This window comes from Runella sp. (assembly GCF_965279615.1).
Taxonomy (GTDB): domain Bacteria; phylum Bacteroidota; class Bacteroidia; order Cytophagales; family Spirosomataceae; genus Runella.
Genome location: NZ_OZ257252.1, coordinates 340,640 through 365,835 on the forward strand (window position 1 = coordinate 340,640; position 25,196 = coordinate 365,835).

Genomic DNA, 25,196 nt, shown 5'->3' on the forward strand with positions numbered 1-25,196 from the left:
CTATTCTTCAAAACGGCTGCGGTACTCTTTACGCATTCCGTAAATGTACCGAATGGCAATGCCGAATTGGTAGCTTACGGGGCGTAAAATGAGCGAAGAAGAAGCTTCTCGGATGTGATTGATGTAAAATTGAGAATCTGACCGAAGGGCGGAAGCACCTGCGTAATGCACTCGGCCGTAGGCGACGAATTCGATATGGGTAGCAACGCGCCCCACAAATTCGAGACTGCCTTCCAGTTCCAATTTCGCCTTTCCTGTAGAGAAGGTTTGGTTTTCGACCAAAATGGTATCAAGCGAAGTGCGGGACCCCGATGATCGGGTCAGTCCCGCCAATGAAAAAGCTTCGGTCACTTCATATTTGCGGGAGGGTGTCCAGAGTACGCCCCCGCCGATGTAGATACCGGATTGTTTTTGTACAACACCTAAACGGAAAAGCCGCCACTTGAACCGCAATGGAATGCTGTGCTGAAGCTCGTTGACCCGAACCCGAAAACCGCGTACGGCATTGACCAACAAAAAAGCATTGGAGGGATTGTGAATATAACCCGATTCGATGGACCATTGCAGGTTGTGCGAATAACCCAGATGGCCGCCGGCATAACTGTCAAAAGTACCTGATTTGGAGGCTAACAATCCATACAGATTATCGGATAAGGTTGCCCCGTTCCATTTCCCGCCCCCTTCAATGCCGATATACCAATGGCTGTCGGAGCGAACAAGGTCAGGATGAGTGAGAAAAACGGTTTTTTGACGTTTATAAGGACGATAATAGTCTTCAATTTGAGCTTCTGCCGTTAGAAAGAGCCCGGTCCAAAATATCCCTAAAAATAGTAGCCGTTGTGTCATTAAAAAGCTAAATAAAGGAAGAACGATTTATGTTTTGAATTGTTCAATAATACGGCGAAGGTAACGACTTCGTTGCAAAGGAGTGCTGTTTTATCGTTATTCGCGTTATTATGAAACTACTGTTCCCAATTCCAACCATTGAATCACCTTTTCGCATCGGCGATAGGGTGAAGATCGACATATTTACATTGTACAAAAAGCCGCCTTATGAGACCATCGAAGGGACGGTGTATCAGATACGGGTTGACTTTCCACTGCTATCGACGACTAAAAGCGACTTTTCGTTCGAATTCACCGAAATTAAATTTCGTTATGGAATACAACCCGACACAAAGTTGTTCCCCAAAATGAAGGATGTTGAAAATGAACTCTACGATGTACCCGAAGAGTATTTGAGTGAAATAGATTAAAATTACACCGTTTGAGAACGTTTTGCCCGAAAATCGAAATAGGTATATCGACCGACGGCAACTCGGAAATTGAAAATAGAAATGGCTTATTTTAAAGGATTGATCATAGAAAGCCTGACTGCTTTGCGAAAAGAAGCAACAAGCACTGTTCGTCAACGCGGGAATGATATTTTTCGGGGTGGAGGAGTAAAAATTGCAAGTTTTGACGGAGATTATTACGCCGCAAAATTTAACGTAGAAAGCCAATCAAGTCAGCAAAAATACGAAGTGGAACTGTCGAGTATGGACGATCCCGAAGCCATTGAGTGTTATTGCAGTTGCCCATCACAGGTATATCCCTGCAAACACGGTGTGGCGGCGGCCTATGCACTGGAGAATTTTTTGAGCGAAGGAGCTGAAAAAACAAAACCGACGATTCACGACCTCAAAAAAATCATTATTGACATTACAGATTCGTCACGGCAGACGGAGCCTAAAAAACTCGTTTTTCAAAAGCCGACCACCTACCGAATGACGGATACAACGGTGGTTTTACGAACCATAGACGACCAACAGATACAGAATAATGTACCACTGTCCTATTGGCCGAGCCGCCGTCATTATTTGGACGTTAAGCCCGTTGAGCAAGGGAAAGGATTTGAGAAATTTGAACAGTTTGTTCGTAAAAGCGGCACCAATACGATTGATATCAGGCGATTGGAAAAATTCAAATACCATTTTTCCTGCACGTGTCATCAGGAACTTCGTACGCCTCTTTGCGAACACATGATGGGTTTACTGGTTTGGCTACAGCAACAACGCGGTCTCTATGCGTTGGAATTACTCAAGAATTGGGACCGCGAAAAAGACCTGCTGCTTGCCAAATACGGCTATTCGTCAGGGGATAATCTGGTGGGGAAATTTGATTTCAAGCTCAATCATTACGGAGAGCTTGAACTGGTGGTGTTGGACAAAAGTATTCAACCGATAGCGGGTGTGCAGTGGGGAAATGTGTTTAAAAGTACGTTGCCCATCAAGTCCGCAAGCCCTTTTGTTCCGGCTGAAAACGTCAAAGATAAGCCCGTTTATGTGTACCTGCTGGAACATTTTACGATTAAGGAATTGCCTTTTTTCAGGTTGGAAGTTGGGAAAGGATTTCTGAATTCCAAGACGGGTAAAGTGACTAATTTTACCAGAATTAACTGGACCGACAAAGATCGGCCTGCGGCTGATTCTACCGATCTGGAGATCATAAATTCGAGCCGATTATTGGGACAGGATTTTATGCACGATACCCTGCGCCAACGCGGTTTTAAAATTTCGACCTCTTCCTGGAATGTCAAGTATACCGAAGAGATCATGGACGCGGCGCTTGAGATCACGGGGAAAGTGTTGGAAAAACTGTTTCCGCTGTTGGTGGGTCATGCGGTGCGGGTCAACCAAAAAATCAGCTCAAACAGCACAGGAACAGCCGTTACGGTGAGTGAAACCCCTTTGGATCTGCATTTTCAACTTTCGCGTACGGAGCAGGAAACCATCCTGGAGGCGTTTGTGAGGCATGGCAGTGATACATTGATCCCGTTTCAGGATATTCAGGATTTGGAGACCTATTGGCTGGCGGTTTTGCCAGGTGATGTACTTTGCCGTTTTCGTTCGGCGGCAGCGGCCAAAGTGGCTCGGCATTTCTTTGATTTAGGCGGAGCTATTCGTTTGCGTTCGGTGCGGGACGATGCCTTCTTCAACGGATTTGTCATTCCGTTGGCCGACCAATTTTCGGTTGAATTTGATAAAAACCAGGCCATTTTGCAGACCGATCTCGAATGGCAGGAAGGAAGAGTTTATCTTAAAGAAGCGGACGATAATTTGATGATCGTGCCCGTTTTTGTGTACACTACCGACGATGCCGGTGAGATAGAATTACCGCGTGATTTTCGACAGGCGCGCGTGAATGCCTACAACAATACCGTTCAGATCCAACGCCGCGACCGCGATGCGGAAGAAACGTTTGTGCAGTTTTTGCAAAAACAGCATCCCGCTTTTGAGCACCAAACCGATGAATATTTTTACCTGCCTTCCGAGCAGGTGTTGGAAGGCGGCTGGCTGTTTCAGTTTTATGAGGCATTGAATCACTACGGCACAAAACTTTTTGGATTCAATAATCTCAAAAAATTCCGCTACAATCCCAATAAAGCAACGTTCAAGATCCGTAATTCTTCGGGCATTGATTGGTTTGATTTGCAGGTGGAAGTGTCGTTTGGTAATCAAACAGTGGCGCTGGCCGATGTGCGTAAAGCCATTCTGAAAAAGCAAAATTACGTAGAACTCAAAGACGGCTCGTATGGACTGCTCCCCGAAGAATGGGTAGCCCAATACGCGCAGTTGTTCCGTTTTGGAAAAGTAGACGAGAAAAAAGGTGTGTTACGCCTCTCAAAGCAGCACTTTACCATCTTGGAACGCTACAAAGAGTACATCGAAAATCCGCAATTGTTGGATGAACTCGACGAAAAGCGCGAAAAACTGCTGAATTTTACCGAGATCAAGAAGATAAAACTGCCAAAAAATATCACCGCTACTCTCCGCCCGTATCAGGAAGAAGGGTATAAATGGCTGCATTTTTTGGATGAATTCGGTTGGGGAGGGTGTCTGGCCGACGATATGGGCTTGGGCAAAACCCTCCAAATGCTGACCTTTTTGCAGGAACAAAAAAACCGAAATCCCAAAGGGGTTCACTTGGTAGTGGTGCCTAAAACGTTGATTTTCAACTGGCAAGCCGAGGCAGCTAAGTTTTGTCCGGAATTGACGCTCTATGTGCATACCGGGCCGCAGCGGACCAAAAATGTGAAGGTGTTTAATCGTTATGATATTGTCCTGTCAACGTATGGTTCTGTGCGTTCAGACATTGAATTGTTGAGCTCGTTTCGTTTTCATTATGTGGTGCTTGATGAGGCGCAGGCCATCAAGAATCCTGACTCGATGATCTCCAAAGCCGTTAAACTTCTCAATGCGCAAAACCGCCTGACAATGACGGGAACGCCCGTTGAAAACAATACATTTGACCTCTATTCACAATTTGATTTTTTGAATCCGGGCTTTTTGGGACACGAAGATTTTTTCCGGACCGAATATGCCACGTTGATCGACAAGTATCAGGACAAGACCCGCGCGGCGGAGCTTCGGCGGTTGATCTATCCGTTTATGCTCAAACGGACGAAGGAAGAAGTAGCGAAAGACCTTCCCGAAAAGACCGAAACGGTGCTGTATTGCGAAATGGACAAGCGTCAGCGAAAGGTGTATAACGCGTTTCGGGATAAATACCGTGACATGATTGCGGGCAAAATGGCGGAAGTTGGCCGTGAACAGGCCTCTTTCCTGATCTTGGAAGGATTGCTCAAACTTCGCCAGATCTGTGACTCGCCTGCGTTACTTTCCGACGACGAAGATTATGGACAGGAATCGGTCAAACTCGAAGAGATCGTGCGCGAAATCGAGGAAAATGCCTCACACCACAAAATTGTGATATTCAGCCAATTCCTGAAAATGCTTGACCTTATTCGTCAAAAACTCGAACGCGACCGTATTCCGTACGAATACCTTGACGGAAAGACGCAGGACCGCGCCGCCCGCGTCAATCGCTTTCAGGGCGACGACGAATGCCGCGTGTTTTTGATGAGCCTCAAAGCGGGTGGGGTAGGGCTTAACCTGACCGAAGCGGATTATGTTTACCTCGTTGACCCGTGGTGGAACCCGGCCGTGGAGCAGCAAGCCATTGACCGTGTACACCGCATTGGCCAAACCAAACGCGTATTTGCGTACCGAATGATCTGTAAAGACACCGTAGAAGAGAAGATCGTACAGTTGCAGGACCGCAAACGCGCCCTCGCTGATGACCTCGTTTCGACCGAAGCGGGCTTCCTGAAAAAGCTTACTCAGGATGATATTTTGGGGCTTTTTAGTTAAGTATCTTATTATATTTGTATTAGTTACGATAGTATAGCAATGTTTTTCTCATTTTGGAATAATTGGTTTGGTAAAACGAAAGCCAATCGTGCCGGGAAAAAATTTGATAAAGGATTTGTGGAACTTAACTTTTCGTAAGTCATGACTTTTAATATTTCTGAACGTGCCGCTCGTGCTGCTGATATTCTGGAGAGCATTGAAGAATTAAATAAAATGATTGCTTTTCATCGTGAACAAAGCAAGGATGATTCAATGAGAAATCAGTATGAATTTATGCGACAGGAATTGTTGAAAGAGTTAAACGAGCTATTGGCCTCTTATCAGATATCCATTCAGGTAGCTGCCTGATTTTTTCTGAAATTGTAAGTATGACCTTGTTTCGACCGAAGCGGGCTTCCTGAAAAAGCTTACTCAGGATGATGTTTTGGGGCTTTTTAGTTAAGAAAACAGGAATGCACGCAAAGCCGCAGAGGAGTAAAGTGGCAGTGTTTTTTCTCTGCGTCTTTGCTCCTCTGCGCCTTTGCGTGAAAAAAATGTTAGAATCGGCGGTAAATTTCCTTTGTACAGGAAAATGCTGTTCAATTTCTAAACAATCAAAATGAAAAGATTTCTTCGTTACCTCAGACTTAGCTTTTTTACCCTTCCTCTACTTGCTGCTCAACAGGATAAACCCATTCGTGTGATTTTCTTCGGCGATTCCATTACGCAGGCGGGTGTACGGCCGGGTGGTTACATCGTGAAATTGGGCGAAATGCTCGAAAAGCAAAACCTGAAAAGCAAATACGAACTCATTGGCGCGGGGATCGGCGGCAACAAGATCTACGATCTTTACCTGCGTATGGAAGACGACGTATTGGCCAAACAGCCTAACGTGGTCATTATTTACATCGGTGTCAACGACGTGTGGCATAAGGCAAGTTCAGGTACCGGCACAGATCCTGACAAGTTTGTGCGTTTTTACGAAGCGATTCTGAAGAAATTACAAGCCGCCAACATCCGTGTGGCACTTTGTACTCCTGCCGCCATTGGTGAGCGCACCGATTTTTCCAATCAGCAGGACGGCGACCTCAACCGCTACTCACAGATGATTCGGGATCTGGCTAAGAAAAACGGCCTTCCGCTCATTGATCTACGCAAATCCTTTCTGGATTATAACCTTAAAAATAACGCCGCCAACGACGAAAAAAATATTCTCACCACCGACCGTGTTCATCTAAACGAGGCGGGTAATCAATTGGTGGCTGATGAAATGTGGAAAGTGTTGAAAGGAATGTAAGGTCCTTGGCAGTATAAAAATACCTTTGGGTCTGTGGAAGCACAGACCTTTTTTAGTATTCCGATTGTTGCCCGTCCCATAGAAATACTGTTAACAATATAAAGAGTCTATGGAGACACAGACCAAGGTGAATAGAAAGGTTATCAACAAGATAAAGAGCCTGCGGGAAATTGTAAAAAATAATCATTTGGTAAACTTATGTTTAAAATAAGTAAACTGAAATTTACGACCTTTGTACTGAAAAACTGAAACGTTATTAGTTAAAACATCGCATGGCTTCAGGGAAAGTATTGATATTCAATGGCCCGGGCGAGGAACTGCAATTGCTGAATCGCGAACTGTCCGAACCGGGAGACGGGGAGGTGTTGGTCCGAAATCTTTATACTACCATTTGCGGCAGTGATCTGCATACCTATTGTGGATTACGAAAAGAAAATACCCCAACCATTCTGGGCCATGAGATCGTGGGGAAAGTGGTGAAAATAAGCGAAAGCCATTCCGGGAAAGACTATGCCGGTAATCCTTTGCAGGAAGGGGATGTGGTTACCTGGAGTATATTTTCGGCCGATCCTCACTCTGAAATGTCTGAAAAAGGGATGCCTCAAAAAACAGTCGGCGTTTTTAAGTACGGCCATGCAATGGTTACTGAGAAAGACGCCTTTCACGGTGGCTTGGCAGAATATTGTATCCTGAAACCGCACACTGCAATCCTGAAAATACCGGATAATGTACCGCTTCCCGTAGCGGCAACCATCAATTGTGCCGTAGCAACGGTGGCCGGAGCGTTGAGGCTTGCGGGTAATCTAACGGATAAAACGGTGCTCATTACGGGCATGGGGCTGTTGGGAATCATTTGCGCGACCATGTGTAAGGATGCCGGTACTCATAAAATATATGCGGCCGATATTGATAAAAACCGTCTGCAACAATCGTTAGCTTTCGGAGCGGATGAAACTTGCCTGTTACCGTTGCCTTCTGATATGAAAAGTGATAACCCGCTATCCGTTTTAAATTCGAGCATTGATGTGGTATTTGATATGAGTGGTTCGCCCGATGCGATGGAGGCGGGAGTGGAAACCTTAGGCATCGGTGGCGTGGCCGTTTGGATCGGAGCCGTTTTTCGCCAACGGAAAGTTATGATTGATGCGGAGCAGGTCATCCGTCGATTGATTACCATCAAAGGCCTGCATAATTACAATTACGATGATTTTGTTTATGCGGTGGATTTTATCGCTCGAAACTATGTACGTTTCCCTTTTGAGCAGATCGTCGGGAAAGAGTTTTTGTTGAAAGATGCGAAGTCGGCTTTTGAATATGCGTTGAAAAACAAACCGTTACGGGTGGGTATTCGAATCGAAGAATAATTATTAAAAGATAAATCATGCCTAAATCTTTCAGAAGTCAGCAATGGCGAATGCTGTTGGTAACGATGTTTTGTTACCTGTTTTTTTATACCGGTCGGCACAATTTTGGTTGGGCCGCCAAAGGCATGGCTGCTTCCCTGAATGTCTCCTATTCCTACATTGGTTGGATCAGTTTTGCCATGTTATTGGGCTATGCCATCGGGCAATTCATCAACGGTAATCTCGCCGACAGGATAAGTGCCCGAGTGATGGTGACCACGGGAGCTTACCTTTCGGTGCTGACCAATATTGCCGTCAGTTATAGCAATTCGGTCACTTCCATCATTATCCTGTGGGCGTTGAACGGGTATTTTCAATCAATGGCTTGGGCGCCCGGCGGGAAATTGATAACCAATTGGTGGAACGAAGCAGAATTGGGGAAAGCCTTTGGGTTTTATACCATGGCGGCAGGGTTATCGTCGGTTTTAACGTATCTGCTGTCCATTGTGTTGTTGCAGCAAGGGATGGAGTGGCGGATGCTTTTTCGTATACCGGTATTATTTTTACTGGTGGCAGCTACCATTTTTTTGTTGGTGGCCAGAGATAAGCCTTCTGACGTTGGTTTTATAAATTCAGGTGCGAAAGACAGGAGTCACGATGCCGAAAAAGATAATTGGTTGGGTCGATACAAAGCAGTATTTTCTCACAACCATTTTTTGCTCACTTCTTTTGCCTTTGGGTTTGAAAATATGGCTCGTTATGGGCTTATCTTTTGGGTGCCCGTGCATTACCTCGGAAAAAACTGGAAAGATAATCCGGGAAATCTATGGGTGACGTTTCTGTTGCCCGTTGGTATGGCGGCGGGCGCATTGTGTTTTGGAATTGTATCAGATTCATTATTTAAAAAGAACAGAATTAATTCGATTCGTTTTGGCATGTCAGTAAGCGCGGTCATTGCGCTGTTGGTTTTTATTTTGCCGGCTAATAATCTGCTGTTGGGTGGTTTTTTAATGTTGTCGGTTGGGTTTTTTGTCTACGGGCCTCAGTCCTGTTTTTGGCCTTTAAGCCCCGAGATGCTTGGACGTGAGTATACCGGCACCGGCATAGGTTTTATGAATATGTTCGGTTATGTTTTTGCCGCGCTCGGTGAGCCACTGTTTGGATTTATCATTGACCGGGCAGGAAATACCAACATCATTTTTGTATTTATAGCAGGGATTTGCCTCATGTCAGTGATTATGATTTCTTTCGCAAAACGATCTTGGATGCTTTCATTTCAAGCGACATCCTAAACGAACTTATTTCGCTTTTTTGTTCAGTTCCTTTTGCCAATTGATCCCCAAAAAATCAAAAGCTGAATGCTGCCCACCAATGGTCTGGCGGACTAGCTCGTCGGCAAAATCCAAGCCGTTGGAACCGTTTGAAAAATAGATAACTCCCTCCGTTTGGGCAAGGTTGACCATAACGAAACATTTGAAAGCACCATTGTCGCCCCAATGCCATAAGTAGGTGCCGGTCGGATTTTTCTCAAGGCCGATGCCTAATCCCCAGTAGGAATTGGGTGCTAAATCAGAGCCGAAAAAACGTGATGGCAGTTGGGTTTGGGCACTGAACATTTGATCAAGGGTGCTTCTTTTCAGCCCCGTTGCGTTGAGAAGTGCCAAGACAAATCGCGCATAATCGTTGGCGGTAGTATGGAGCGAATAGGCCATGTTTGCCTGAGAAGGCATATATTTTTCTTCTACTTTGCCCGATTCATCGTGCGGATAAGCATAATCGACGTTGAAAGAAGGTTTCCAAACAAAGCCACTGTTCGACATCTTTAAAGGTTTTAGTACCCGTTCTTCCATCACATCGTTAATAGAATTACCCGTAATTTTTTCAACCACTTTTTGCAGGTACACAAAACCTTCTCCCGAATAACCAAAGCGTTCCCCCGGTGTAGATCGCATCGAAAGGTGATTTGATTTTCTGTCTTTACGCCAATTTGGAAAACCTGAACGATGGCTCAATACCAAGCGTGCCGTAATTTTTTCGTAGCGTTTGTCAGAGGCAACATCCGGATAGGGGAGGTATTCATACAGGGGTTTGTCCAAATCAATTTTTCCTTCTTCCACCAATTGCAGTACCGCATAGGCAAATACGGGTTTAGTGAGGGAGGCAGCTTCAAAGACAGTGTTGAGATCCACGCGTTGAGTTGAGTCGGCTTTCGTTACACCATACGATTTACTGTAATCAAATTGAGCATTACGAATAAGAGCCAATGAGAGGCCCGGTACCTTAGCATCGGTCATTAATTTCGTTATGACTGAATCAAGGCGAGCAAATGATGCTTTTTCAGGGTTGTTTTGAGCTTTTGCGGTAACTATGGCCAAAGAAAGCAAAGCTGCGAGCCGACGAAAAATGATTGAAAGATTGTTCATAGATTTTGTAAAATATTTAGAAATAAATATACCAATCCGGCAAGAAAGTTGCTTAAACGAATCACGCCGTCGAAAGATCGGATTTAGGGTGAATAATTTAGCTAAAAAGGTTTATTTTCTTACTCCGTCCGGTTACGTTCAGTGTTCGGTGATATAAATTAACAACCTTGAACCGTTTTTGTGCCAATTTATATATGAATGCCCTTATTTTGAAGGGCATTCATATATAATTACCGACCAATCCGGCATAAAAATTGACGCACTCGCCTTTTGTTAATGCATAGACTGTGAGCCTTTTGGGTGCTTAGACCAAATTGTTTTAAATTGCATTAATTGCAAGCTCGGCATAACCCTACTTTGTATGAAAAACACTCTACCCGCACTCTTTTTTTGTTTTTTTTTCTCCTTTTTACACGCACAATCAACGATATTGTTTGGCCGGGGAAATGTCCCGAACATATCGGTGACAGCATCCTCGCAGAGCAGTGCAGGGCTTCAAACACTGACCGGCGCCGGTTACCTGCCCAATGCAGCAGCGGCTTCACGTTTTCTGTCTCAAGCCACGTTAGGCCATAACATGGGACTTATTCAAAATGTTACGGCAGTGGGAGTTGAAAAATGGTTGGATACCCAGCTTGCCCTGCCCAATACATTCAATATTCAGAACTATCTGGCGGGTCTGCATCAGATGATGGTCGATTCGTTGCGGTTTCTATATCCTGAAAATACGTATACCCTGTCTACCGTATTTGCAGGTAACGGTCATTTTGACGCCTCGTGGTTCCAAGGTGCGATGACAGCCCCTGACTTGGTGCGGTGGCGGGTTGCTTTGGCATTGAGTGAGGTCTTTGTGGTTTCGCGGATATCAACGTTCGACGGAAATCCATATGCGTTGGCAAGTTACTATGATCTGTTGTTGGAAAACAGTTTAGGCAACTACCGCACGTTGCTGGACAAAATCACCTATCATCCCGCTATGGGCGTTTACCTGACGTATATAAATAACCATGCGACCGACTCGACCGACCGGATATATCCCGACGAAAACTACGCACGAGAACTTATGCAACTGTTTTCCATCGGTCTTTATAAGCTCAATTTGGATGGTTCCGAAATGCGCGATACCAATAACCAACTTATTCCCACCTACAACAACAACGACATTGCAGGATTGGCAAAAGTATTTACCGGCCTTTCCTGGCACGACAGTGACTATTTGGGCGATACGGAAAAGAATATTTGGAGCTTTACAATGCCCCTGAAATTTTTTCCCATTGATTCAAGCGACGCCAAAAAGAATACATGGAAAACCAACCCTCGAATCCTTAACGGCCACGAGCCGGGCACCAAAACATTTCTGGGAAGTACCATTATTGCCCGGCCCGTCGCACAGGGGGAACAGGACATTCAGGATGCGTTGAATATTATTTTTAACCATCCCAACGTCGGGCCGTTTATGGCGCGCAGACTGATTCAGCGGTTGATTACCTCCAACCCTTCGCCCGGGTATATTCAGCGGGTGGCGACGGTTTTCAACAACAACGGCAGCGGCGTGCGCGGAGATCTGAAAGCGGTTGTCAGGGCAGTTTTGTTGGATTCCGAAGCGCGTGATTGCGGAAATGATCAAACCGGCCCAACAGTGGGAGAATTACGGGAGCCATTTATACGCTACATGAACCTGATGCGAGGATTGCCGCTAACCACCCAAGGCGCAATATATCGTAACATGATGGTAGAATTGTACGCGTTCATCGAACAACTTCCGTTGAATTCACCATCGGTTTTTAATTTTTTTCAGCCTGATTTTCAACCCGACGGTGAGTTGAAAGCCCTTGGTAAATTTGCGCCCGAATTCCAGATCATGAACTCAAAAACCATTGTTGGGTATATTAACGCCCTCAACAAATGGTTGATCGAAGAAGACCCTACCGAGTATGCAGGACTGTTCAACGGCGAAACCTATAAGTCTGATCAAGACCCCAAATTCAACCTGACGGCCGATTATGCCTTTACCCGCAATGATAAGGTCCCGCAGTTATTGGATAAATACAACCTTCTTTTTACAGGTGGAAAACTCTCCGCCAAGACGCTGGACCTGATTCGGTCGATGGTGATCAAAATGCCCTACTCAGAAGATGAGAACGGTGTTCCTAACGCTGACCAAGCTCTTAATCGCGTCAAATTGACGCTGGTATTGCTGTTGTCGTCTCCGGATTACCTGATCAATCGCTGAGAGAAGGGGCTTCCGTAATTACTTTTAATCTTTGACCTACCTACTGCTTTACCCTTACCACTTTATCAATGAACAGACGGAATTTTATCAAACAAGCCGGTTGTGCGGCCATGGGTTCTACGACCCTGCTGAGTACACTGACCCAATTGACTTCACTCAACGGGGCGATGGGTAAACAGCCGAGCAATGCGGCCTATCCCACGGATTATAAAGCCCTGGTCTGCATTTTGCTATCGGGTGGCGTAGATTCGTATAACATGCTCATACCCATGGGTGTCAATGCTTCCGGAGATAACGGTTTTAACGAATATAAAGCGATCCGAAGTGATTTGGCTGTGTTGAATCCCATTGCGCTCACGAATCCCCAATGTGTTGGATTTCGGGATTTTACCTGCAATTACGGCGCTTTCGGAGTCCATCCCCAAATGCCGGGCGTGCGGGATCTGTTCAACAGCGGCAAACTGTCTTTTATTTCCAACATCGGCACATTGGTAGAACCGATCCTGAATAAAACACAGTTTGACAGTGGCCTGAAGAAATTGCCTTTAGGTTTATATTCCCACAATGACCAAATGATGCAGTGGCAAACATCGGTACCGCAAAGCCGTGATGCATTGGGGTTTGGTGGCCGAATGGCTGATCTGCTCAATGCCGCCAATAGTATTACAGAGGTGTCGATGAATATTTCGCTGTCGGGAAAAAATACCTTTCAACGCGGGCAGAACATTTCCGAGTATTCCATCAGCAATAACGTTCTGCCTAACAACGTCGGTTTTCAGGCGTTGCCCGAATGGTGGGGCAATTCGGGATATTTGACCGATCTGCGTAACGCGACCATGGACAGCCTCGTTTCGCAGAATTATGCAAATCTTTTGAAGAAAACCTATGCCTCAAATACCAAAACGGCCACGGCGGCTTTCGCCGTATTCAAAGAAGCCCTCACGAAAGTACCAACATTAGCAACGCCTTTTCCGGGAAGCAGATTAGCGGCAGATCTACTGGCCATTGCGAAGATTATCAGTGTGCGGAGCCAATTGGGGGCCAAACGTCAGATTTTTTTTGTCAATTACGGCGGTTGGGATATGCACGATGACCTGTTGTTTGGTCTTGAAAGCAAACTGCCTGTGGTGAGTCAGGCACTCAAGGCTTTTTACGATGCCACGGTAGAATTGGGGGTAGCCGATAAAGTGACATCTTTTACCATCTCCGATTTTGGACGAACCATTACGTCCAATGGGAAAGGCTCAGACCATGCCTGGGGAGGGAATCAAATTGTCATGGGCGGGGCAGTGAATGGCGGAAGAGTCATGGGAGCCTATCCCAAAATGGATGAGAACTATCCCTTAAATGTTTCATTCCGAGGTAATTTCATTCCTGCCGTCTCGACGGATGAATTCTACGCCGAATTGGCACTTTGGTACGGCATCAGCCCCAGCGACTTGTGCTATGTTTTGCCCAATCTCGGTAATTTTTACAGCTACAGTGCAGGTCACTATCCGATCGGGTTTATGAATTTCAACAGCACCACGATCTCTACCGAAAATTATCCCCAAAACTGCCTGACGTATTGAGATTTACCGGCCGGTAAGTAACCGTTTGATATTATGAGAAAAAATATACATTCGATACGCTTCTTTTTTGGATTATTGACAATTTGGGCAAGCGTTTTTCTGAAAGTCAATGCTCAAAGTTGCGTCGGAACACCGGGGCAGGTGAAATGGTCGTACTGGACCGGTTTCAACGGCTATTTGCCCGACAGTTTGGACTTGACAGCCCTCGAAAACTTCCCAAGTCGTCCAAATGGTTTTAAGCTATTGACCTCGTTGAAAACTCCGGTCAATTACAATGAACATTTTGCCGCCATGGCTCGAGGCTTCATTTATGTCACTCAAACCGCTACCTATAAATTTAATCTGACCGGCGATGACAAGGCCTTTTTTTACTTGAGTACGAACGAATCGCCGGGCAATAAACGGAAGCGAGCCGAAGTAACGGATTACACTGAAATCACAGAATACAACAAGTTTCCGGGGCAAACCTCCAAAGCGATCGAATTGGTAGCGGGGCAAAATTATTACTTTGAACTCTATACATATGATGGCTGTTGCAGCGATCATACCACGTTGTATTGGCGCAAAACAACCAATCTGGATACGACTTGGCGGGTAGTAGATGCCAATAATATCAAACAATACGCCTGTGAGCAAAGCTGCCCGGTGCGTGGAACGACCTGCAACGACGGTAACTCTAATACCACTAATGATCAACAGGATGGATTCTGCAACTGTGTCGGTATTGCGGCCACCCCCAATGCCTGCGTAGGTGAGCGCGGTCTGGTAGAGGCGTATTATTTCGATAACATAAACGGAAGTTACGTCGAACCTGATCTGATCAATGCGCCCAAATTTCCGCTGTTGCCCGATCGAAAGGAGAAATTAAAAGGTGTTTCAGGCCCCATTTATGCCTCCTATGCCAAAGAGAACTATGGCTCGCTGGTGCAGGGGTATCTGACAGTACCGATGTCGGGATTGTATGAATTTAACCTGACCGGCGACGACCAAACCATGTTTTTTTTGAGTAAGAATGACTCCATTCAGTACAAACAATACCATCAGGCCATCGTCATTTTCGGCGTAGCTGAAACCGATCATAACGCCGGCGTTTTCCAAAATACCTCACCGATCTACCTGCAAAAAGGGCAGTTTTATTATTATGAGATCAGGCACAAGGAAAATGGGTGGCGCGACCACTTTAATTTATATTGGAAAACCCCTTTTCATGAATTCAGAGACTGGAAATTGGTTTCTGATTTTTACCTGCACGATTACAAATGTGAAGTTTCGTGCATACCTAACAATACACCCTGCAACGACGGCAATGCCTACACCAAAAACGATAAATTTGTAAATTGTGAATGCGTGGGAACTCCCTGTTCGGGGCCGGATTGCGATGAGGCATCGGCCCAATACCAAAAATATGATTACTGCGCTCCTACCCAAAACATCATTAATACCAATGAAACCGGCTGGGCTTCATGTACTGCCGCCGCCAATCCCAATCCGGCCCGAACAGGACAAAATCACTGGATAAGGTACGATTTCGGTGCCATTTATTCGTTTCAGGGAACACGTGTGTGGAACTACAACGCAGTGAATGAAACAACCAAAGGCTTTAAAACAGTTTATGTAGATTATTCCACCGACGGTGTTGTATGGAAGCAGCTGGGCGGAGTATATACGTGGCCTACAGCTCCCGGCACCTCTGAATATGCCGGGTTTTCAGGCCCTGATTTTAATAATAGCACAGCCCGTTACATCCTGATCACGGCTACAGAAAACTGGGGACATGCTACGTGCGCGGGATTCAGTAAAATTACATTTGGGGCAACGCCATGTCAATTGGTCAATACCACGTGTGACGATGGAGATCCACTGACGGTATATGATAAATATGACGCCAACTGCACCTGCAAAGGCGTGAAACTTGCCTGTTTGGAAGATACCATCAAAACAGGGCCGGTGACGGTATTGGCTTCACCGCATAATGCCAAAAAAGCGATATTCTCTGAGGGGAATGTGCCCACTACCCAAGATGTGGCCTTTGTGGCGGGGAAGAGTATTGTATTACTTCCGGGTTTTAAGGTAAATTCAGGAGCTACGTTCTCGGCAAAAATTGAAGCGTGTTTACAGGCTGCTTTTGCTGAAAGTCAACTGGTAGAAAAAAGCGACTCAACGGCTGCTGAATTTGGAACAGAAGCAACTGAACAGGCAAATATTAAGCGCATTATTTTCCGATTGAATAAACCCGGTCAGGTCAAATTGCTGCTCAAGGATAAAAAGGGAGCAATCGTGACCACAATTATTGACGATTATTACCAGAATCTGGGTACTCAGGTAAAATACCTGCCTACCGCCCGGCTGTCGAAAGAAAAATATGTGGTTGAATTGACCGCGAATGAAACAAAGATCAGTCAGGCATTTACGGTTGAATAAGAAATCATGATCTAAAGAGTTGTATATCAGTACAATTGAATTTTAACAACATAAAAAATCCATTGGCCGTAAGCAACGTGCCAATGGATTTTTTATGGATTATCGAAGATGGTTCCGGTATTAGTGATGATCTAATGCACGGATACTATATTTTTAACTGCCTTTATTTCCTGCTTCTCTATCCAATGAAGTACATACTCTGCTGTTTGCAGTAATTTCCGGGAAAGCAGGTGAAAAAATGTGTACATTTCTTAAAAAATAACATTCTCTTTTACCCAAACCTCCTCAAATAAGCCATGACCGGTTTAAAGCAATATCTTTACTCGCTTTCGCCCATTAAGGAAGAAACGTGGTTAAAAGTACAGCCACTTTTCAGGGAAGCAAGTTTAAAAAAAGGAGAGTATTTTATTGAAGAAGGGCAGTTTGCCACGGAGTTTGCCTTTTTAAAGAAGGGAGTCATAAGGGCTTTTTACAGAAGCCGCAGCGGCATGGAGTATATTAAATATTTCTTTACTCCATGTTCTATAGTGGGAGGCTACACTTCGCTCATCACCGGGCAACCCAATCAAATTATGCAACAGGCATTGACCGATTGCGAACTTCTGGTAGCGAATTATGGGGCATTTACCGGATTGTATGACAGTTGTCCGGACCTGGAAAGACTGGGCAGACGCTATGCCGAAAATTATTTTGTCGAAAAAGAGCGTAAAGAGTTGGAAATCATTCTCCATGAAGCCGAAGAACGCTATTTGATTTTCCAAAAGCAATACCCGCAACTGGAGCAACAAATCCCTCAGTATTACATTGCCGCCTATCTGGGCATATCCCCGACGCAACTGAGCCGAGTTAGAAAAAAAATAGCCCGGCCTTGATTTCTTTACCTATGTAAATGGATACTGTCTTATTCAGGCTGAAATTTGATGCTTCCTGTTACTGAGTCAGTGTCACTTGCCATGAAATATTCTCCAAATCGTAAATTTAGTATGCTGCTCGTTGCCTGTGTAGGTTGTAGCTTCAATACCGTTTATTCTCAAAACAAAACAGTAGCTGAAAAAATAGATGGCTATATTCAGGCAAAACTGGCGAAAAGCAGTGTTCCCGGCTTGGCCGTTGCGGTTGTGCACGATGATTCGATTCTTCTTTCGAAAGGGTACGGAATTACGGGAAACGGGAGAGTGGTCACGGCAAACAGCCCATTTGCAATTGCTTCACTAAGCAAGGCATTTACTGCGATGGCGGTTATGCAATTGGTGGAAACCCGCCAAATAGAATTAAATGCTCCTGTAATCAATTACCTGCCTTCTTTTGCAACGGATGATGCCCGTGGGGCAACCGTTACGGTTCAGCAACTTCTGCATCAAACGAGTGGTTTGGCCGATACCGGGTTTCCGGAACTTTCCTTTACTAAGCAACCCACTACCTTGGACGAAGCTGTATTACGCTTAAAAAATGCTCATTTGGTAAGTACTCCCGGACAACGCTTTCATTACCACAATCCTAACTATCAGGTGCTGGCTAAATTGGTGGAAGCCGTCAGCCACGAAAAGTTTCCGGATTATTTGCAGAAGCACATTTTCAGGCCGTTAGGAATGACTACCACCCAAGAGGTGGCGGTGACAAAGTCATTTTATAAATCGGATGATTTTACCAAGGGTCATATCTATTTTTTGGGTAAACCCATTGCCTTTCAGGAGCCTGATTGGTTTATAGAGGGCTCTGCCGGAATGGCTTCGAGTATAAATGATATGGCTCATTGGCTGATCCCGCAAATGAATCACGGGCGTTTTGGAAATACTCAATTGTTGGACAGCACCCATACGAAGATGATGCAGCGCCCGCCTTCCGGAGCTGCGCACTCATACGGGATGGGTTGGTTTTTGACCGCCAATGCTAATTTATATCACAGTGGTATATTATGGACGTACAGTGCTGAACAGATGATCATTACGAAAGACCGTTACGGAATCGTTGTGCTGTTCAATGGCGGTCTGAACCCTTTTGTCGATTATTATTCGTTTACCCAAGGTATTGCCGATATTTTGACCAATAAAGAGCCTGAAGTGCCTTTTCTTCCGGATTGGTTTTATGCAATTTTTGCGGGCGCTATTTTAGTGGCATCCATCTGTTTATCTATTCGGCGGCTTTTGAGATTGAAACACTGGCAGAAAAATTATGCCCAACGCCCACTTTGGCGTTCGTGGGTGTATCTTTTGTTAAGGATTCTGCCGTTTATTCTATTTCTGTTTATTCCTTTGCTGATTACAGCTATAAGCGGGCGGGTATTAAGTTGGGAGCGTATCTTCCTGATGCTACCGGAAATTATGCTTGGATTAGGGATAACTGCGCTGGTTAATTTGATGGTTGTGATTACTCGTTTAGTCAAAGTTATGAGGATTATGCATTAAGGTATGCCTGTTTGTTTTCATGGTATTTTCGTTTTTATTTGAATTTTATCAGCTGAGTCGTCGCAGACATCTGAAAAATGCCTGTAAATGATGATTTACTTTCTCTTCAATTTATCGTTGACTGTCAATGTAATTATGTATTTTTGTATTGAAAATGGTGTGTTAATGTCAGGTAGGTTGTGGGGTATGGGTGAATAAGACACCATAGTATTGCTTCCATGTCTCTCAAAATACCTGATTTAGTTGTCTTGAATAACTTATTACGGTATGAAAAACGCTTTGCTTTTAGTCATCTCTTATTTCTCTGTTTCCTTTTTATACGCACAATCAACCATTAGATTTGGACAGGGGAACGTCTCAAATATATCGGTAACCGCTTCGTCGCAAAGCAATAACAGCACACTGATGCGTACTTTGACCGGGATTGGTTATTTGCCTAATTCGGCTGCTGCTTCACGTTTCCTGTCACAAGCCACCTTAGGTCACAATTTGACTTATATTCAAGATGTTACCAACGTAGGTATTGAGAAATGGTTGGATACTCAACTTGCGTTGCCTGTTGTTTTTCGTACACAAACCTATCTGACGCAGTTGCATCAGATGATGGTAGATTCGCTGAAAGTCAAATTCCCTGCCAATACGTACAGCCTTTCCAATGTGTATGTTAGTACTGTACATTTTGATGCTTCCTGGTTTCAGGGCGCCATGACGGCATCTGATGCGGTACGGTGGCGGGTTGCCTGGGCATTGAGTGAGTTGTTTGTTGTCTCACGAGTTTCAGCTTTCGACGATAATCCGTATGCATTGGCAAGTTATTATGATTTGTTATTGGACAATTGTTTGGGCAATTACCGTACGCTGCTGAATAAGATCACCTATCATCCCGCTATGGGCGTTTATTTGACCTTTCTCAACAATCATGCGACCGATACGACCAATAAGGTGTATCCTGACGAAAATTACGCCCGGGAAATGATGCAATTATTTTCCATCGGACTCTACAAACTCAATTTGGACGGCACCGAAATGCGCGATGCCAATAACCAACTTATTCCCACCTACAACAACAACGACATTGCGGGGTTAGCGAAAGTATTTACCGGCTTATCCTGGGGTGACAGCCGCTATTTGGGAGATAATTATAAAAGCAAATGGAGCTATACATTGCCCATGAAATTTTTTCCCATTGATTCAAGCGACGCCAAAAAGAATCCGTGGAAGACTAAACCTCTGATCGTTAACGGCCATGAGCCCGGTAGCAAGACGTTTTTGGGCAGTACCATTGCCGCTCGTCCCGTATTGCAAGGCGAGCAGGACATTCAGGATGCCTTAAATATCATTTTTAATCATCCGAATGTCGGGCCATTTATAGCTCGACGATTGATCCAGCGATTGGTAACCTCCAACCCTTCGCCCGGGTATATTCAACGGGTGGCGACGGTTTTCAACAACAACGGCAGCGGTGTGCGCGGCGATCTGAAAGCGGTTGTCAGGGCGGTTTTACTGGATGCCGAGGCGCGCGATTGCGGAGCCGATCAAACCAATGCCACCGCCGGTGCTTTGCGGGAGCCTTTAGTAAGATACATGAATCTCATGCGGGGATTGCCGCTGACTACTCAAGGGGGCATTTATCGCAATGTAATGGTCGATCTGTATAATCGGCTAGAGCAAAGGCCGTTAAGTTCACCTTCGGTATTTAATTTCTTTCAACCTGATTTTCAGCCCGACGGTCAACTGAAAGCCCTTGGTAAATTTGCCCCCGAATTCCAACTGGTCAATTCGCAAACCATTACAAGTTATATCAATGCCCTCAATAAATGGCTCATTAACGATGACCCTGTAGAGTTTTGGACTTTTTTTGATGGGGAGATTCCTAAGGCTGACCAAGATTCGAGATTCAATCTGACGGCCGACTATGCCTTTACCCGTAATGATAAAATTCCGCAATTGCTGGATAAATATAATCTTCTTTTTACGGGCGGAAAACTCTCCGCCAAGACGCTGGACCTGATTCGAACGATGGTCATTAAAATGCCGTACTCAGAAGACGTGAACGGTGTTCCAAACAATGATTACGCTTCCCGTCGGGTTAGGCTGATGTTAGTATTGATATTGTCATCTCCTGATTATCTGATCAATCGCTGAAATGATCAGTGTGATTATTTTCATTTTTGGTTTTTATTCTTTATCAATGAACAGACGGAATTTTATCAAACAGGCCGGTTGTGCGGCCATGGGCTCTACGACCCTGCTGAGTACACTGACCCAATTGACTTCGCTCAACGGGGCGCTGGGCAAACAACCGGGCGGCGCGGGATATCCCACAGATTACAAAGCCCTGGTGTGTATTTTGCTGTCGGGTGGCGTAGATTCGTATAATATGCTCATTCCCATGGGGGTCAGTGCTTCCGGCGATAATGGCTTTAATGAATATAAAGCCATTCGGACAGCCTTGTCAGTATTGAACCCCATTGCGCTCAGCAACCCTCAATGTGTTGGATTTCGGGATTTTACCTGTAATTACGGTGCTTTTGGTGTACACCCGCAAATGTCGGGCGTGCGGGATCTGTTCAACAGCGGAAAACTGTCGTTTATTTCCAACGTGGGTACATTGGTCGAACCGCTTCTCAATAAAACGCAATTTAACAGTGGCCTCAAAAAAGTGCCTGTGGGCCTATATTCTCACTCTGACCAAATGATGCAATGGCAAACATCAGTGCCGCAAAGCCGCAATGCGCTTGGTTTTGGCGGCCGAGTGGCGGATCTGCTCAACGCGGCCAATAGTAATACGAAGGTTTCAATGAATATTTCATTGGCGGGAAAAAATACGTTTCAACGAGGCCAAGACATTTCTGAATATGCTATTAGCAACAACGTTCAGCCCGGTAGTGTGGGCTTTGAAGCGTTGCCTTCCTGGTGGAGCAATACAGGTTATATGACCGACCTACGCAATTCAACCATGGATAGTTTAGTCTCGCAAACATATGCAAGCCTGCTGCAGGAATCCTATTCATCAGGTACAAAAACAGCTACGGCAGCCTTTGAAGTATTCAAAGCGGCGCTGACTAAAGTATCCCCTATAACTACTGCTTTTCCTGCTGATAAATTAGCCACCGACTTACTGGCTATTGCGAAGATCATCAGCGTACGGAGCCAACTGGGCGCCAAACGGCAGATCTTCTTTGTCAATTACGGCGGTTGGGACATGCACGATGACTTGCTGACGGGACTCGACAGCAAACTGCCGGTGGTGAGTCAGGCACTCAAGGCGTTTTACGATGCCACGGTAGAATTGGGGGTGGCCGATAAAGTAACAACATTTACCATTTCAGACTTTGCCCGAACCATTACCTCTAACGGAAATGGTTCGGATCATGGATGGGGAGGGAATCAAATTGTCATGGGTGGGGGTGTAAACGGCGGAAAAATAATGGGAGCGTATCCTAAAATGGATGCTAACAATCCCTTAAACATCTCTTTACGAGGTAATTTCATTCCTGCGGTATCGACCGATGAATTCTACGCCGAACTGGCGCTTTGGTATGGCATCAGCCCAAGCGATCTGTGCTATGTTTTACCCAATATTGGTAATTTTTACAGTTACAGTCCCGGGCGCTACCCAATTGGATTTATGAATTTCAACGGAACGGCCATATCCACCGAAAATTATCCCCAAAACTGCCTGACATATTGAGGTAATCGGTTATAGAAAGGTGAAAAAAGCTACAATGAAAAAATATATAGGTACTACGCGTTCTCTTTTTTGGTTATTGATGTTTTGGGCAGGGACTTTCCTGAAAAGTAATGCCCAAAACTGCGTTGGAACTCCCGGACAGGTAAAATGGTCCTATTGGACCGGGTTTAACGGTTACTTACCCGACAGTACTGATTTGGCGGCCCTTGAAAATTTTCCATCGCACCCCGAAGGTTCTCAAATGTTGACTTCATTGAAAGCACCGGTTAATTATACCGAAACTTTTGCGGCAATGATTCGGGGTTATATTTATGTCAATCAAACTGCTACCTACAAATTCAATTTAACGGGTGATGAAACTGCCCTGTTTTATTTAAGTACGAATGATTCGCCGGGCAATAAAAAAAAGAGAGCAGAAGTAACATCTTATACCGATGTTGGTCAATATAACAAAACTCCAAGTCAAACGTCTCAAGTGATCGAATTGGTAGCAGGACAAAATTATTACTTCGAAATCTACACCTTTGAGGGTTGTTGCAGTGATCATACCACATTGTATTGGCGCAAAACAGCCAATCCCGATACGACTTGGCGCGTTATTGATTTTAATAATATCAAGGAATACGCCTGTGAGCAAAGCTGTCCGGTTCGTGGAACGGCCTGCAACGACGGCAACTCCAATACCACTAACGACCAACAGGATGGATTCTGTAATTGTGTCGGTATTGCAGCCACCCCCAATGCCTGCGTGGGAGAACGAGGTGTGGTAGAGGCGTATTATTTCGATAACATAAACGGAAGTTACGTCGAACCTGATCTGATCAATGCGCCCAAATTTCCGCTGTTGCCCGACCGAAAAGAAAAATTAAAAGGTGTTTCAGGCCCCATTTATGCCTCCTATGCCAAAGATACGTACGGTTCATTGGTACAGGGGTATCTGACAGTGCCGGCGTCAGGGATGTATGAATTTAACCTGACCGGCGATGATCAAACCATATTTTATTTGAGTAAAAATGACTCTGTTCAATACAAACAATACCATCAGACGATGGCCGTGTTTGGGGTAGATGAAACGGCGCACAATACCTATTCTATTCAAAGTACCTCCCCTATTTATATGGAGAAGGGCAAGTACTATTATTACGAGATCAGACACAAAGAGAACGGTTGGCGGGATCATTTCAATCTGTATTGGAAAACGCCTTTTCATGAATTCAAAACCTGGAAACGGGTTTCTGATTTTTATGTATATGACTATAAATGTGAAATTTCGTGCGTCCCCAACAATACACCCTGTAACGATGGCAATGCCTTTACCAAGAATGATAAATTTGTAAATTGTGAATGCGTGGGAGCACCCTGTTCCGGCCCGGATTGTGACGATATATCGGCGCAATACCAAAAATATGACTACTGTGCGCCTACCCAGAATATTACTAATGCAAGTGAAGCCTCTTGGGTTTCCTGCACTGCTGCCGCCAACCCCAATTCCGCCAGAACAGGGCAAAATCACTGGGCTAAGTATGATTTTGGCGCCCTTTATTCGTTTCAGGGAACACGCGTGTGGAATTACAATGTCGTCAATGAAACCAATAAAGGCTTCAAAACAGTTTATGTGGACTATTCTACCGATGGCGTCGTTTGGAAGCAATTGGGCGGAGTATATACTTGGCCTGTGGCCTCGGGGGCTGCTCAGTATGCCGGCTTTTCAGGCCCTAATTTCAATAACCTTAAAGCCCGCTATATCCTGATCACGGCTACGGCAAACTGGGGGCATGCTACGTGTGCAGGTTTAAGTAAAATTACGTTTGACGCCGTAGATTGTCAATCAAACGGAGCCACCTGCGACGACGGCGACCCCTTGACGGTGTACGATAAATTTGATGCGAACTGTAATTGTAAAGGGGTGAAACTGGCCTGTTTGGAAGATACCATCAAAACAGGTTCGGTCACGATATTGGCCTCACCACACAAAGCGAAAAAAGCAGTTTTGTCGGAAGGGAAAGTTCCTGCCACCCAAAACATTGCCTTTACGGCGGGTAACAGTATCGTGTTGTTGCCGGGATTTCAGGTAAATTCGGGGGCTACGTTTTTGGCCAAAATTGAGGCGTGTGTGCAGGCTGCTTTTGCCCAAAGTCAGGTGATGGAAAAAAGTGATTCAACCGCGACTGAATTTGGGACAGAAGGTACGGAAGACAGCAGTATCAAACGCATCATTTTCCGATTGAACAAACCCGGTCAGGTCAAGTTGCTGCTGAAAGATAAAAAAGGCGCGACGTTGGCCACGATCATTGATGATTATTACCAGAATCTGGGTACTCAGGTTAAGTATCTGCCCACGGCCCGCCTGTCGAAAGGGGAGTATCAGGTTGAATTGACGGTAAATGATACCAAGATCAGTCAGACGTTTAGGGTTGAGTAAAAAGGTTGGAAGTGAAAATTCTTAGAGAAGCCTCAAAATGGTAGTAAATAACTGCCATTTTAAGGCTTCTCTTTTATACCCTTATACGCTAAATCAGCCCGGCTGGTGATCTCGGCAATATTTGCATGAAACTTTAGAACAGATTTGCCTTTCTAACGCTAATTCAATAGACTTGTAGAAGAATGGATTTGAATAGCTGCCATTCGTATTTTCTAC

16 protein-coding genes are annotated in these 25,196 nt (G+C 45.0%); 14 read left to right on the forward strand and 2 right to left on the reverse strand.

The features are described 5' to 3' along the window. Complete coding sequence (locus ACQY73_RS01480) at nucleotides 1-846, reverse strand: hypothetical protein (protein ID WP_428660465.1); 846 nt, start codon at nucleotides 844-846, stop codon at nucleotides 1-3. Between the two features lie 110 nt (nucleotides 847-956). Between ACQY73_RS01480 and ACQY73_RS01485 the strand changes: the two genes are divergently transcribed. The 6 genes from ACQY73_RS01485 to ACQY73_RS01510 all read left to right on the forward strand — a co-directional run bounded on the left by ACQY73_RS01485 (nucleotide 957) and on the right by ACQY73_RS01510 (nucleotide 9,103). Then, nucleotides 957-1,256, forward strand: coding sequence for a hypothetical protein (locus ACQY73_RS01485; protein ID WP_428660468.1), 300 nt, complete (start codon nucleotides 957-959; stop codon nucleotides 1,254-1,256). A gap of 81 nt (nucleotides 1,257-1,337) precedes the next feature. Continuing rightward, nucleotides 1,338-5,192 (forward strand): SNF2-related protein, encoded by a 3,855-nt coding sequence (locus ACQY73_RS01490; protein ID WP_428660471.1) that lies wholly within the window; start codon nucleotides 1,338-1,340, stop codon nucleotides 5,190-5,192. Nucleotides 5,193-5,333: 141 nt separating this feature from the next. Continuing rightward, complete coding sequence (locus tag ACQY73_RS01495) at nucleotides 5,334-5,540, forward strand: hypothetical protein (RefSeq protein WP_428660474.1); 207 nt, start codon at nucleotides 5,334-5,336, stop codon at nucleotides 5,538-5,540. A 250-nt stretch (nucleotides 5,541-5,790) separates the two neighbouring features. Further along, nucleotides 5,791-6,468, forward strand: coding sequence for an SGNH/GDSL hydrolase family protein (locus ACQY73_RS01500; RefSeq protein WP_428660476.1), 678 nt, complete (start codon nucleotides 5,791-5,793; stop codon nucleotides 6,466-6,468). 272 nt (nucleotides 6,469-6,740) lie between these two features. After that, nucleotides 6,741-7,832, forward strand: coding sequence for a zinc-binding dehydrogenase (locus ACQY73_RS01505; RefSeq protein WP_428660478.1), 1,092 nt, complete (start codon nucleotides 6,741-6,743; stop codon nucleotides 7,830-7,832). Between the two features lie 17 nt (nucleotides 7,833-7,849). Continuing rightward, on the forward strand, nucleotides 7,850-9,103 hold the full coding sequence (locus tag ACQY73_RS01510) for an MFS transporter (protein WP_428660480.1): 1,254 nt from the start codon (nucleotides 7,850-7,852) through the stop codon (nucleotides 9,101-9,103). A 6-nt stretch (nucleotides 9,104-9,109) separates the two neighbouring features. On the opposite strand, the gene ACQY73_RS01515 is transcribed toward ACQY73_RS01510, so the two are convergent. Beyond that, complete coding sequence (locus ACQY73_RS01515) at nucleotides 9,110-10,234, reverse strand: serine hydrolase domain-containing protein (RefSeq protein WP_428660483.1); 1,125 nt, start codon at nucleotides 10,232-10,234, stop codon at nucleotides 9,110-9,112. Nucleotides 10,235-10,595: 361 nt separating this feature from the next. On the opposite strand from ACQY73_RS01515, the gene ACQY73_RS01520 reads away from it, so the two are divergent. The 8 genes from ACQY73_RS01520 to ACQY73_RS01555 all read left to right on the forward strand — a co-directional run bounded on the left by ACQY73_RS01520 (nucleotide 10,596) and on the right by ACQY73_RS01555 (nucleotide 24,980). Continuing rightward, a complete protein-coding gene (locus tag ACQY73_RS01520; protein WP_428660486.1) occupies nucleotides 10,596-12,467 on the forward strand; it encodes a DUF1800 domain-containing protein in 1,872 nt (623 codons plus the stop codon). A gap of 68 nt (nucleotides 12,468-12,535) precedes the next feature. Next, nucleotides 12,536-14,038, forward strand: a complete 1,503-nt coding sequence (locus ACQY73_RS01525; RefSeq protein WP_428660489.1) for a DUF1501 domain-containing protein — start codon at nucleotides 12,536-12,538, stop codon at nucleotides 14,036-14,038. A gap of 33 nt (nucleotides 14,039-14,071) precedes the next feature. Beyond that, on the forward strand, nucleotides 14,072-16,459 hold the full coding sequence (locus tag ACQY73_RS01530) for a PA14 domain-containing protein (protein WP_428660492.1): 2,388 nt from the start codon (nucleotides 14,072-14,074) through the stop codon (nucleotides 16,457-16,459). 296 nt (nucleotides 16,460-16,755) lie between these two features. Next, nucleotides 16,756-17,331, forward strand: coding sequence for a Crp/Fnr family transcriptional regulator (locus tag ACQY73_RS01535; protein ID WP_428660495.1), 576 nt, complete (start codon nucleotides 16,756-16,758; stop codon nucleotides 17,329-17,331). 81 nt (nucleotides 17,332-17,412) lie between these two features. Next, nucleotides 17,413-18,864, forward strand: a complete 1,452-nt coding sequence (locus tag ACQY73_RS01540) for a serine hydrolase domain-containing protein (RefSeq protein ID WP_428660498.1) — start codon at nucleotides 17,413-17,415, stop codon at nucleotides 18,862-18,864. A gap of 267 nt (nucleotides 18,865-19,131) precedes the next feature. Beyond that, a complete protein-coding gene (locus tag ACQY73_RS01545) occupies nucleotides 19,132-21,009 on the forward strand; it encodes a DUF1800 domain-containing protein (protein WP_428660501.1) in 1,878 nt (625 codons plus the stop codon). A gap of 46 nt (nucleotides 21,010-21,055) precedes the next feature. After that, a complete protein-coding gene (locus tag ACQY73_RS01550; protein ID WP_428660503.1) occupies nucleotides 21,056-22,558 on the forward strand; it encodes a DUF1501 domain-containing protein in 1,503 nt (500 codons plus the stop codon). Nucleotides 22,559-22,592: 34 nt separating this feature from the next. Further along, nucleotides 22,593-24,980 (forward strand): PA14 domain-containing protein, encoded by a 2,388-nt coding sequence (locus ACQY73_RS01555; protein WP_428660505.1) that lies wholly within the window; start codon nucleotides 22,593-22,595, stop codon nucleotides 24,978-24,980. Nucleotides 24,981-25,196 lie beyond the last annotated feature (216 nt).